Genomic DNA, 12,325 nt, shown 5'->3' with positions numbered 1-12,325 from the left:
AGAACAAACATGCATATTCTGATCACCGGTGCAAATGGATATATAGGTCAGCGACTAACCAGTGTGCTGATAGAGCAAGGGCATCGTATTACCTGTTGTGTCCGAAGCAAAAAACGGTTTAGTACGGAGCACTTACAGGGCGAAATACAAGTGATTGAAATTGACTTTTCCGAGAATATTCCCAGTGAACTATTCCCGAAAGACATTGACGTGGCCTTTTTCCTGATCCATTCCATGAGGGAAGGACCGTCTTTCGAAGCTTCAGAACATCGTGCTGTTACCAATTTTCTCCGTCAGGCAGCGGCTACGGCCTGTCAACAAATTATCTATCTAAGCGGAATTGTAAATGCCGAGCATCTTTCCAGGCATTTATCTTCCCGACTAGCAGTAGAAAATGTATTACGCGCCGGAACAATACCAGTGACAGTCCTACGGGCAGGGATTGTAGTGGGGTCTGGTAGTTCTTCCTTTGAGATTATTCGCGACCTGGTAGAGAAGCTTCCGATAATGATTACCCCTAAATGGGTCAACACAAAATGTCAACCCATAGGCATTCGTAATGTGATCACATTTCTTACAGGCGTGATGCTGCTAAAGGAAGCTTATAACCAGGATTATGACATTGGAGGCCCGGATGTGCTTACTTACAAGCAGATGCTGCTTCAGTTTGCGGAAGTGCGCGGCTTGAAGCGCTATATTATTACAGTTCCGGTGATGACACCTCGCTTGTCCAGCTATTGGCTTTATTTTGTGACCTCCACTTCGTACGAGTTGGCGGTGAACCTGGTAGACAGTATGAAAGTAGATGTAATATGCCGTCCAAATAATCTTGCTCAGCAACTGGGCATTACTTTAATTACCTATAAGGAGGCAGTAGCCCTCGCCTTTCAAAAAATTGAACAACAGGAAGTAATCAGTAGCTGGAAAGATGCATTCAGCGCATCCAATACAGATCCGCAAATTATCAGCAATATTGAAGTACCGGTATTTGGCTGCTACAAGGATATCAAATCGCGGGTGATTAAAGATAACGAGGAGGAAGTGCTACAACGAATATGGAGCATTGGAGGCAATACAGGTTGGTATTACGGTAATACGCTCTGGAGAATGCGTGGACTTATGGATAAAGCCTTCGGCGGAGTTGGACTAAGGCGAGGACGCACCCATACCACCAGCATTTCAAGCGGCGATGCCCTTGATTTCTGGCGGGTACTAATAGCAGATCAACAAAATAAACGGCTGTTGCTCTTTGCCGAAATGAAGTTGCCAGGAGAAGCCTGGCTTGAGTTCCAGGTCCATCAAAAGGCGGAACATTCCGAATTGGTGCAAACGGCGACCTTCCGGCCTAAAGGCATTTGGGGAAGGTTATACTGGTATAGCATGCTGCCATTTCATCACTTCATTTTTAATGGTATGATCAACGCATTATTGAGCGATGAAGATCGCAAGTAGCAGCATTAGCAGAAAAGAACCGCATATCATTTGATATTAATACCATCAACAAATCAGCAACAATCTGCTCTTGCCGGATTTTTCCTCCGGTGCGCGATGAAGACAAGGAGGCACCTTACTTTCAGGATGATCCACTGCTAATCTCCACAGGTGGCCAATCCCCAGGCTTATGGGCTGAGCATCCCATTCTGCCTGATAATGCAAATCAAAAGAATGTTCACTTAAGAAGGTTTCAAAACCTTCCTCTGGTCCATAATAGAGCTTTCTGAGTTCATCACGTATTTCCGGAATCAATACTTTCTTTTTGCCCTGGGCATTGGGCAGTATTTCACTGGAATCGCCATAGTAGGTACATAAAAAGGTATCAGTGGGCACAGGAGAGCGATCCACATGAAAGGAGTATACATCCGTTGGAAAAAATGGGAAATCATCATCCCGTTCATAGTGTGTAATCACATTGAGTACTGGCGATGCCCCATGCGCCTCCAGTAATTTCAAATCATTTAAAATAGTTTCCCGCGCCAGTTGACCTTGTTCTGTCAACTGAAGCGCACGCAGCTCTTCTTCCTCAATTTCTGTCATATTTCCAGTTGAATGTATCTTCTTAACAATCTCAGAAAAATCACCACTTAGTTCACGTGTCCAACAAATGGCATTAATATCGCCATGAAAAGGAGTTGAAACCAGTTCCTCGAAACTATTGACACGGAGAATATGTTTCTCCGCATGAGATGAATCTATCATAACAGTAATATAAAATCCTTATACAGCAAAGCTTTGGAATAGTCCTACCTCGCTGTATTAGGATGCAAATATTGGAAGATCTTCTGGAATTGCCAAGCTGCAACCCTCTTTCCGTCTTTTTCTCCTAATTTCAAACTGTCTATGTTTCCGAAATGTTTGTAATATCTACCCTATCGGTTATCAGTGTAGCATGAGCATCTATTGCTAATTTCAGTATGTAAGGATTGGATGGATATAAGTAAATAGCTATCGGGAGACACGATCCATCATTCCATCCCGGGTTTCATAGATGCTCCGTTGCATATAGGTGGTACCCAATCATTCATTAACCCTAAAATAAATTGTAAGATGAATTTCGGTCAAAAGCATTTAATGCGATCTCTGCTATTAATGATACTTTCCATTGCCATGTTTGGTATGGCGGTAAATGCGCAAAAGTCCGTTACAAAACCAGCATTACCGCCGGCCAATTTCAAAAATCAGTTTATGGATGTAAATGGCGTTAAAATCCATTACGTTATCGGCGGACAAGGTCCCGCGTTGGTATTGGTTCATGGGTTCGGCCAAAACTGGTATATGTGGAACAGGATACTGCCAGCGCTGTCAAAACATTTTACCGTCATTGCCCCGGACCTGCGAGGAGTAGGAGAATCCGGTAAACCTACGTCTGGATATGATAAGAAAACTATGGCAACAGACATTCATACACTGGTAGAAAAGCTTGGGTATAACAGTATCAACCTGGCAGGTCATGATATCGGATTAATGGTAGCGTATGCCTATGCAGCCCAATATGGAAATGAAGTGAAGAAAGTGGCTTTTCTCGATGCTTTGCTGCCAGGTATTGAGCCTGTTTGGTCCGAGGCCAAAGATAAACTATGGTGGTTCGGTTTCTTTGGATGGCCCGCATCAGGGCAGGTGGTAGCCGGGAAAGAAAAGATTTTCTTAACTAACTTCTGGCCAGTTGTTGGACATGTACAAAATGCATTCACCCCTGAAGAAACGAACGAATTCATAAGAGCATATGCTGTACCAGGCGCCACTACCGGCAGTTTCAGCTGGTTTGCTGCGTTTCCTCAAGACGCTAAAGACAATCTCCAGTTTAGCCAGCACAAACTAACAATGCCTGTATTAGCCATGGGCGGCGAATATCAATCTGCTCCTTTTCTGGCAGACCATCTCCGACTAGTAGCATCAGATGTAAAGGAGATCAAAATTATGGGCGCCGGTCACTGGCTGGTACAAGAACAAACCGCACCTGTATTGGAAGGATTAATGGATTTTTTTCTGAACTGATAGCGATTTGCCATTATCCCGTAAGTATATCGACCAACAGTCGAAGTCATAGCAAATCTTTTTCATTATTCAAATAAAGCCTTGCATCCCATTACTGCAAGGCTTTTTAATTACCTTGAATTGAAGTACCACCATTCCCCTGATGAATACAGTTCCCCTCACCTCCTTAGGATTCACAACGCCATACACGCAGTGCCTGCTATACATCTGATGGAAAAATAATTTCTCCGGATTATGAAAATACACTACGTTTGCATTCCTAACTATTACACCTCAACAACCAAACAATTGTTCACCCTCAAATCATCATTCTATGGACACTCATGTAAAACCCTTAGCCATTTCCTTAACTGAAGCTGTTAAGTACGCCAAACACGTAAACCTGGCAGACATCCTTTACAAACAAGCAGTAAAGAATAGCGATACAGCCACCCAAACAAATCCTTCTTTAAAGGCATATACCGCTATCTGCAATGACAGTAGTTTCCAGCTGTTGATAGATCCGAACTTCTTAACAGACTACACTGTATTATACAATATACAGATGCTGGAACAGCAGTCACTTGTTTACTTTGGTTATATCGCACAGCATAACAGCACCAAGGAATATGTGATAGCCATTCGTGGTACTGAAACTTCTTTCGAAACCATTGCAGACAATTATTTCGTGCCTACTGCATTTAAGGAATTTGACAGTAACCCATCTGTTCCATCCGGATTTTACAATCTGTATAAAGCAGGAAAAGTGGTATCACTGGCCGGCGCCAATAATCAAATTAAGCCAGTATTGTTTACAACTGTTGCGGCAAATCCGGCTGCGCTGATGAAAGATGCTGCCAATGTACGAACAGTACTTACAGGCCATAGCCTGGGAGCCGCCATCATTACTTATTATGCGGCTGCGGTTACTGTCGGACAGGGTAAAGATCTAAACCTTTGCGTATATACTTACGCATCGCCGATGACAGGCGACAGCACCTTTACCGATACTTTCAACCAAAACATTTCCAAAAGCAACCGGGTATATAACAAGCCTGATCTCGTTCCTACCCTTCCACAATGGATTGAAAACGGTAAAAACATTTATACACAGGTAGCCAAAGGATTCCAGGTGGATTCCAGCACTAACAAGAATGTCAGCACCGCTTTCGGATGCGCCCATCAGCTGCCAGTTTATCAATATCTATTGGAGGTACTCAATGGTAATGATAACCCAAATATCATAAACGCTGGAGGCGGCACTTGCAGAGCCAAAAGCTAATGACATAAGTAAGGCATAACATTCAGAAGAAAGCCTTATAGTTTTAAACTATAAGGCTTTCTTTATGGTCATACTATTTGTGTCGTAGTTCTTCTTTCACTCAAAGCTAACATGTTCATACTGATACCGGAGTAACCTTGTCTCCCTAAACAAAATTTCAACCCTTACCCAAATCAGAGGAGAGCATTCCGGCATGGTATAGTTCTTAATATACTAAAATTATTTGTCAGCAAAAAAGGTATTTTCACGGTTTATTGAATCGCCTGGCTCAATACCTTTGTACCACAAAATGAAAACCCCTCCATGATTCAACCTCAAATAATCAGATATCCTAACATACATATTTCGTCTCCACACAATTTTAAATAACCATTTAAAACAAAATCGAAATGCAAAGTGTAGAAAAAATCATCGCAGACAAAATGGTGTCTGCTACGACCACGGGCTTTCAGTATCGTACCCCGGCGAATATCCAGGATTTCGCAGGAAACCCCGACAAACAAAAGATGATGAATAGCCTGTGGAATAATAACCTGGACGGATTTACACAGCAGGGCATGTTGAATAACAATTGGAACACCACCAATACGCCCCCTACTACCAATTATTATAACCCCATTTACAACAACCCACCCAGCAATGCAGCCAACATTCTGTGGATGGCTTTTCCTGGGAGACTGGAATACAACTTCCCTAGCGCCTCACCAGATCAGTTGTACCAAATGGCCGATACGGGAGTAATGCCCGGACAGATCTCTAATGACCCTTGTGATGTGCCAGCAGGGCAAAACGTTGCCTATTTCCCTTATGGCCCAAGAGGCTGGCAAGACGAGTACTGCGAATGGGCAGTTACCCGTAATGAGGCGGGAAAAATTACACGCATTGATTTTACCTGCGAAAATCCTGAATACTGGAATACTTTATGGGAAGTAGATCCTAATCAGGTGCTGGCATTGTATCAGTCCATATTGAATAAGCCACAGATTACCCTACAGGATTTATCCGTACCAGGTATCGTAAATCCTATCACCAATCAGCCGGTATACAACCCGTTGAACAAATGGAACAGCGGACCAGTATCCAGTTCTACACAAGGCGGCGCCATACATCTCACCAGTACTCCTAACACGATACAAACAGAGATTGGACTCGCCACTACCTCTACCGTTCAACGGTTCAATCCTCCACCACCACCCGCTACCACCAATACCATGTGGCCATCTGCACAATACAACGATTTAATCTGTGTAGGTCAGTTTGGTCAACGGTTCCGTAACAGCGACCCTAATATTGGCGGCACAGTGAATAATTTCGTTACACAGGGATTAGTACTAACGCTTGCAGATCCTCCGGGTTTATACATTCAGATGCCTGATTTCTCCAATTACAAAACGCCTGATGGCACCGATGCATCCACTTTCTGGACCATTACCCGCGGTAGCAAAACGCTCACTGATCAGAATGGTGTAGCATTACCAGGTAATTTTATCCTGCATGCAGTATTTGAAGTGCCTGCTGATAAAAATTATACTGTAAGCGATATCACTATTTCCGGTGCACCTATCAACTGGGGATCTCAGGTAACTTATACCTTCAAAATGCAGATCGTAGCCAGCGCTTATGCAGGTACTACCCCACAAGGCTATGAACCAGTAGGCGATACCGTTCCAGACGAAACATATGCGCAGCCAGTTCAAATGTTTTACCAGGATTATTTCGACACTTTATACAATATCAGTGTCCCTAATCCGGTAAACCATCCAATTCCTTTGTTAAGTAACAGTACCTATGTGCCATCTGTCGTAAATGTTGGCACCACTGTGGAAATGGTAGTAGTTGTGGACACCTGTACAGCAGAAGCCAACAAACCGGACACCTTTCCTAAAGTCACCTTCGGCGACCCCAATATTACTGCGGAAGTAACAGCTGTTAAGGAAAACGTTTTCTATGCCGTTCCTGGTAATAGTCAACCTAGCACCTATAAAGCGTTATACGTCACCGTTACAGTGGGCCCTAATGGAAGACATGGACAACAGGCAGTATATGTAACGAATGTTGGTCAGCAACGTTCAGCCCCAATGCTTGCACTGTTTACCGTATCGCCAGTAATTATACAATCCACTATTGCATGGCAAAATACAGGCATTGTGCTCACTCCTACCCAAAAGGCTTCCATTAAATATGCATCCGGTTTATGGACAGCCAATCCACAGGATAATGGCGGTCAATTATATGATGCCGGCGGTAATCCTGTGTTCTTCCAGGCTCCTCCGGGCTATCCGATGGCAGGACAAAACATAGGCGCACTCGTTGGAAGAGTAGGCAGTACAGTGTTCATGATTGGTAAGGGAGCCGAAGTACCGGCCAACCTCAGTGGCGAATTACAATTATGTATCAATGATGACCTGAATGCCCAATATGGCGCAGGATTGACTGATAATATTGGATTTGTTACCGTGACCATTGATGTAAGCTGAAAAATGCCACACATCAACTTGTCAGCTGATTGATATAGGAGAGCGGCACATAGGTTCATATGTGCCGCTCAAATTATTAGTACCATTTCATTTAAATCCTGCAAAAAGATGAACAGATCCGTTATTATATTCATTATTACCTGTACGGTTTTATTTATCAACCAATTCGTCATAACAGCATTCAAGCCGGACAACGGGGTCCGGAAGTCGGGCCTCACGGCAAACACCTGCAACTGTTATTCTACTTCCCCGCTATATAATGTCGTGATCCAATTCAATAACAAAGTACCTGGGGACTTACCTGCATTCAATAACCAATCCCAGGCTGATTGCTTTGCCTGGCAGGAATTCATTACGATGAACTGGCCGGTGGATTCATCCGGATATTTTGGCGCTCCAAAAGATTTCGCCCCGGTAAGCTGGGAGAAGTACATGCCACTGGATGTACTTTTTCAACCGAACGGCGCTCACCCATCTGCCTGGGGAACCCTTGTGTCGCCACAATTTGCCGCCAGGTTCAGAACCCAGAATTTATTGATGAGCCCCACTAAAACCAAGCTCTTAACCTTCACTACTAAGTTTGCGGTGGATTCAACATTTGGCCTGGATCCCGGTCAGGCAGCACCTTTTGGCAAACCTAACTGGCTGGGCGCTCAGAATAATACCAATGTCTGGTATGAGATTAAGTTGAATAAGGATTATTATGATTTTGTCATCAGGAACGGATATTATAATGCCATCACCCAACATGATTCGGTAAAAAATGGCGTTCCGCTAAATTTCCCGCAAGGTCAGTACAATGGTCCGGTGGGAGCAATAGAAGTCAAAGCTGCCTGGATGGAAGTGGACAGTCTCGATTCCCCTAAATGGGCGCGCTATAAGCTTTCCCGGGCAACTGTTTATGATAGCGCTACTGGCAAGCTAAGAGAAACCAATGTGGCATTAGTGGGTTTACATATTCTCCACAAAACGCAGAATCAACCTACCTGGGTATGGGCCACCTTTGAACAGATTGATAATGTGCCGGACGTCAATAGTAATACCACTCCCCCTTACGGATACAATTTTTACAACCCGAATTGTTTCAGCCAGCAGGTGAACCTGAATACGGGCGGCTCCGTAACAGTAGGCTGTACGCCCAATACATCCCCTCCTTATAACCTGTCGCAGGCAGCGCCAGTACCTATACAAATTACCAGGCTGAATGCGATTGACAAGACGGATGCGGTACCTATCAATACCAGCATGCAAAATAATATCAGGCAGTTCTATCCTCAATCTGTATTTCAGTATTATGAACTCGTAGATGTGATCTGGTCCCAAACTTTACAGCCCGATAAAAGCACGCCCATTCCTGCGCCGTTTCCGCTCAATGTCTCCGCGATGCTGAGTGGCGCCCATATCGTCGCTAATACGACTATGGAGAGCTACGTACAGGATACCCATACCTGCTATAGTTGTCATAAATACAGCACTATTGCGGCTTATCCCGGGGACTCTGTCAACAATAATATTTTCGGCGATTTTAGTTTTGCCATTTCTGCAGCGCAGTACCCTGTGTCTATGTATAAGAAAAAACGATGATACTTACAGGGAATTTTCTATAAAAGTAAAGCCTTACAGCTGAGAATAGCTGTAAGGCTTCTTTATTCCGTGTCTATAATTATAATTTTATATACTCATTCTCTCCGTTAACGTACGTCTTTCAGATTCACATCTACTTTATCTCCATCTTTTTTGATGGTTACATATAATTCTATCTCAGCGGTTGCGCCAGAGGAGGCATTTGCAGACTGGTAAATGGGTGTGGAAGATAATACGGCTCCACTAGGGTGCACCAAATTAGAGGTTCCCGCATAATAGGAGTAAGAATATCTATGCGTATAGCCAAAGCTGGCAAATAAAATATACTCACCAGGCATCAGGTTGGTGAATTCAAAATGACCTTTGTCGTCATACACGGTAGTGGTTTTAACACATGCACTAACGTTAGGATCGATGGGCACCTCCGGCAGTTTTTTGCGTTTCCTGATTTTACGGTTTACTTCTTTCCATTCTTCCAGGTATGCGGAATTGGGTATGATCGCCACCACCGTACCTCTGGGCGCAAATTGGGCCCTGTTGATATTCACCAGTTGCCGACTGTTGTGATCTCTTGCAAATGCAGTTCCCACAATTACGCTATTTCCTTTCTCCAGTTTTCTCAGGTTTTCTGCTTTGTCGAAGTTAGCCTCTATAGGTCTGTAGTCTAATTCTTCATTAACGCATATTTCAGTGGTGCCGCCGCCTACAGGCATTTCTCTTTGCCAGATCCGGTAATCTTTTTTATCTATTACGTAGTTGTAAACAGCGTTAGATTCCTCTTCCAGTACGCTCACCAGCCAGGATTCGTGACTGCCGGTTTTGGGAGAACGATGTATATAGCTTTTTACATCTTTAATAATGTAGTTAGAGAGTACGCTATCCGGACTTTTATCATAATAAAACTCTGGTACCAGCGCCTTGTATCCTACATCCAGTGGCAAGGTGGTAAACAGCAGTTCTGCCATATTAAAATCCACGAATTTCCCTTTAGGCTTAATAGTGACCTGCTGCTCCTTATCGCCATTCAGATAACGGGTTTTAGCAGTTACCGGATTACTGAAATTCAGGTCCAACACACTTTTCAGGCTTTCTGATTTATAGCTGACAGGATTAAATGTTTTTGTATCCGCTACAGATGTTCTCTTTCTGTACCATTTATCCTTATCATCAATGTAGTCGACTACCAGTTTCAACTCATTACCTGTAATAGATAAATCGTTCGTATAGGTACCCTTCTTTGTCCAAGTGAGATCTTTTACATAGTAGATCGTGTACAATGACTTTCCGGTTTTCAAACGAGCTGGGTTAATGTCTGGGCTTCCGGGTACAACTGTTTTCTGAGCGAAGCTGGCTAACGGTAATATCAATAACGATATTACTTTCCATGAAATTTGCATGCAGTACTTATATTTTCTTACTAAATGATAATGTTCACCTATCTACATCCTTTTACTATCACATGGTTTTTCGAAGGCGTTAAGATATGGTAGGTTTCCTAAAATGTATTCGTAAAAAGCAATTGAATAGCCTTTTTGCAAACGGTGGCAAAAATACATTTTTACTGTATTTTAAAGAAGAAAAGGGAATATTTATGCGGTAAATCTTTATTAATCCGTAGGTGCGTCACTGTTACACTAGATAATTATAAAAAAAGAAAACTTTCAAAAAGCCCTGCAGCATTGTGCTGCAAGGCTTCCAATTTTGATATTATCAGGATGGATGACTATTAATATTTTCACGCTAATGATTGCTGACCTGGCGCAATTCTTTGACAAATGCAGCGATGGCTGCTCCAATTTCATGTGGACTATCTTCCTGTAAAAAGTGTTTTCCTCTTACGGTAATTTCTGATTGATTAGGCCAGGTACGGCAAAATGCTCTCACGCTGTCATTTTCCACGGCGCCGGGATCACCATGAATCCACAGCTTCGGTACAGCGCTCTGCTGCAGCCAATCGCCAAAAGCGGTTACCACCTCCGTCACATCTTTAGGCGTACCATCTAAAGTAATTTGACGCGGGAAGGACAAGGTAGGTCGGCGATCCTCTCCTTCCTGCAGAAAGGGCCTGCGATATTCCGCCATTTCTGCATCGCTGAGTTGCCGGAAAATGCCTGCTGGCAGTACCTTATCAACAAAAACATTGTTTTGTAGTACCAGTTCTTCGCCGGCAGGAGAACGTAATGCCTTGAATAAATCACGCATTTTAGGTTCAAACTCATCCCATTTAAAAGGCATGGCCAACGCTTCCATATGCACAATACCTTGCACGCGGGAACGGTGTTGACTGGCCCAATCAAAACCTAATACAGAGCCCCAATCATGCAGGACTAAAATAACATTCTTATCTAGTTTTAATTCCTCCCAAAGCGCAAAGAGGAAATGGCGTTGTTCCTCGTAGGAGTATCTTTCGGGGTTGGAGCCAGGGAGTTTTCCGGAGTCGCCCATACCGATTAGATCGCAGGCGATGAGTCGGCCGAGGCCGTTGCAATAAGGCATGATATTCCGCCACAGATAAGACGAGGTGGGATTTCCGTGCTGAAAGACAATAGGATCGCCCTGGCCTTCATCGATGTAAGCCATGCGGTGGCCTTTTATTTCAATGTATTTCTTTTCTGCAAAGGGTTTCTCGCCGATAACTGGTAGTACGTTTGCGATGTGTTCCATGATGTAAAAGATTTATACCACAAAACAACAACCATACAGCAGGCCAGAAAATAAGGTACATTAAGTTTTTTTACGCATTTTATTTGCTTTCATCTGGCTGAAAAATTCCGGTGTAACACCGATATAGGAAGCAATATATTTCTGAGGAATACGGGTTTCCAGACCAGGGTAAGCATTTGAAAACAACTCGTATCTCCCCTCAGCAGGCTGAGAGAGATTCGCGCTAATTCTGGTTTGGTGAAAGACAAAAGCATTCTGAAATAAAATTCTGAAAAACCGTTCGAATATCGGCGCCTGTTCATATAAGATATCCAGGTTATCCTTGCTGATTTGTAACAGGGTAGTCGCTTCCAATGCCTCCAGGTTATTGACACTCTTCTGCCCCGATAAAAAGCTGTACAAATCACCACTGCACCACCAGTCTTCCGGGGCAAACATCAACACATGTTCCTTTCCGGTAGCGTCAATAGTATATGTCCGAAGACAGCCTTCCATAACGAAAAACTGTTGTCTTGCCACATCTCCTTCCTGTAACAGAAGTTCTTTTCGTTTAACCGTTCTAGCCATTGCCAACGATAAAAAGGCAGCCGTTTCTTCTTTTGTTGGATCAATATGCCGGCGTAAATTTTTCACAATAGCGTCTTCATGCATTGGCAGCGATTCTTTTACTAAATGTACAGTTTGCCAAATGATTTTTCTGAAAAACATTTACGTATCCCGAAACGGTTGATACAAGCGTAGCTTCAGGTGAAAGCGGCTGCAGGATTGAACCTTGTCTCCCTAACAATAAAAAAGCATTATACATTAGGGTATAATGCCTTTGGGGTAGGTTAAGATTTGAATCATT

Annotated in this window: 9 protein-coding genes; 5 read left to right on the top strand and 4 right to left on the bottom strand. The window is 43.4% G+C overall.

What is annotated here, in order from left to right; genetic code table 11:
- The first annotated feature begins 9 nt into the window (after nucleotides 1-9).
- Nucleotides 10-1,452 carry an SDR family oxidoreductase gene (locus CLV59_RS14830; RefSeq protein WP_111592818.1) on the top strand — a complete coding sequence of 481 codons (1,443 nt, stop codon included), beginning with the start codon at nucleotides 10-12 and terminating at the stop codon, nucleotides 1,450-1,452.
- Between the two features lie 45 nt (nucleotides 1,453-1,497).
- Here CLV59_RS14830 and CLV59_RS14825 read toward each other — a convergent pair whose 3' ends face one another.
- The gene (locus CLV59_RS14825) at nucleotides 1,498-2,196 is read right to left on the bottom strand and encodes a DUF1826 domain-containing protein (RefSeq protein WP_111592817.1); all 699 of its coding nucleotides are present in this window, start codon (nucleotides 2,194-2,196) and stop codon (nucleotides 1,498-1,500) included.
- Nucleotides 2,197-2,568: 372 nt separating this feature from the next.
- On the opposite strand from CLV59_RS14825, the gene CLV59_RS14820 reads away from it, so the two are divergent.
- The 4 genes from CLV59_RS14820 to CLV59_RS14805 all read left to right on the top strand — a co-directional run bounded on the left by CLV59_RS14820 (nucleotide 2,569) and on the right by CLV59_RS14805 (nucleotide 8,814).
- Nucleotides 2,569-3,492, top strand: coding sequence for an alpha/beta fold hydrolase (locus CLV59_RS14820; RefSeq protein WP_111592816.1), 924 nt, complete (start codon nucleotides 2,569-2,571; stop codon nucleotides 3,490-3,492).
- A gap of 313 nt (nucleotides 3,493-3,805) precedes the next feature.
- The gene (locus CLV59_RS14815; RefSeq protein ID WP_111592815.1) at nucleotides 3,806-4,753 is read left to right on the top strand and encodes a lipase family protein; all 948 of its coding nucleotides are present in this window, start codon (nucleotides 3,806-3,808) and stop codon (nucleotides 4,751-4,753) included.
- 389 nt (nucleotides 4,754-5,142) lie between these two features.
- The gene (locus tag CLV59_RS14810) at nucleotides 5,143-7,230 is read left to right on the top strand and encodes a hypothetical protein (RefSeq protein ID WP_211323868.1); all 2,088 of its coding nucleotides are present in this window, start codon (nucleotides 5,143-5,145) and stop codon (nucleotides 7,228-7,230) included.
- 108 nt (nucleotides 7,231-7,338) lie between these two features.
- Nucleotides 7,339-8,814 carry a hypothetical protein gene (locus tag CLV59_RS14805; RefSeq protein ID WP_111592814.1) on the top strand — a complete coding sequence of 492 codons (1,476 nt, stop codon included), beginning with the start codon at nucleotides 7,339-7,341 and terminating at the stop codon, nucleotides 8,812-8,814.
- Nucleotides 8,815-8,921: 107 nt separating this feature from the next.
- Here the strand turns inward: CLV59_RS14805 and CLV59_RS14800 are convergent, their stop codons facing one another.
- The 3 genes from CLV59_RS14800 to CLV59_RS14790 form a co-directional block, all read right to left on the bottom strand.
- Nucleotides 8,922-10,211, bottom strand: coding sequence for a peptidase associated/transthyretin-like domain-containing protein (locus CLV59_RS14800; RefSeq protein WP_111592813.1), 1,290 nt, complete (start codon nucleotides 10,209-10,211; stop codon nucleotides 8,922-8,924).
- A gap of 343 nt (nucleotides 10,212-10,554) precedes the next feature.
- On the bottom strand, nucleotides 10,555-11,478 hold the full coding sequence (locus tag CLV59_RS14795; protein ID WP_111592812.1) for a haloalkane dehalogenase: 924 nt from the start codon (nucleotides 11,476-11,478) through the stop codon (nucleotides 10,555-10,557).
- 60 nt (nucleotides 11,479-11,538) lie between these two features.
- Complete coding sequence (locus CLV59_RS14790; RefSeq protein WP_111592928.1) at nucleotides 11,539-12,129, bottom strand: Crp/Fnr family transcriptional regulator; 591 nt, start codon at nucleotides 12,127-12,129, stop codon at nucleotides 11,539-11,541.
- Between the last annotated feature and the right edge of the window lie 196 nt (nucleotides 12,130-12,325).

Source organism: Chitinophaga dinghuensis (assembly GCF_003259435.1).
Classification (GTDB): domain Bacteria; phylum Bacteroidota; class Bacteroidia; order Chitinophagales; family Chitinophagaceae; genus Chitinophaga; species Chitinophaga dinghuensis.
This window is presented reverse-complemented; position numbering and strand designations above follow the sequence as displayed.

Excerpts from the sequence above, each read along its gene's own strand:
- CLV59_RS14815 (WP_111592815.1), top strand. The coding sequence starts at position 3,806 with ATGGACACTCATGTAAAACCCTTAGCCATTTCCTTAACTGAAGCTGTT.
- CLV59_RS14810 (WP_211323868.1), top strand. The coding sequence starts at position 5,143 with ATGCAAAGTGTAGAAAAAATCATCGCAGACAAAATGGTGTCTGCTACG.
- CLV59_RS14820 (WP_111592816.1), top strand. The coding sequence starts at position 2,569 with ATGCGATCTCTGCTATTAATGATACTTTCCATTGCCATGTTTGGTATG.
- CLV59_RS14805 (WP_111592814.1), top strand. The coding sequence starts at position 7,339 with ATGAACAGATCCGTTATTATATTCATTATTACCTGTACGGTTTTATTT.
- CLV59_RS14790 (WP_111592928.1), bottom strand. The coding sequence starts at position 12,129 with ATGCATGAAGACGCTATTGTGAAAAATTTACGCCGGCATATTGATCCA.
- CLV59_RS14830 (WP_111592818.1), top strand. The coding sequence starts at position 10 with ATGCATATTCTGATCACCGGTGCAAATGGATATATAGGTCAGCGACTA.
- CLV59_RS14795 (WP_111592812.1), bottom strand. The coding sequence starts at position 11,478 with ATGGAACACATCGCAAACGTACTACCAGTTATCGGCGAGAAACCCTTT.
- CLV59_RS14825 (WP_111592817.1), bottom strand. The coding sequence starts at position 2,196 with ATGATAGATTCATCTCATGCGGAGAAACATATTCTCCGTGTCAATAGT.
- CLV59_RS14800 (WP_111592813.1), bottom strand. The coding sequence starts at position 10,211 with ATGCAAATTTCATGGAAAGTAATATCGTTATTGATATTACCGTTAGCC.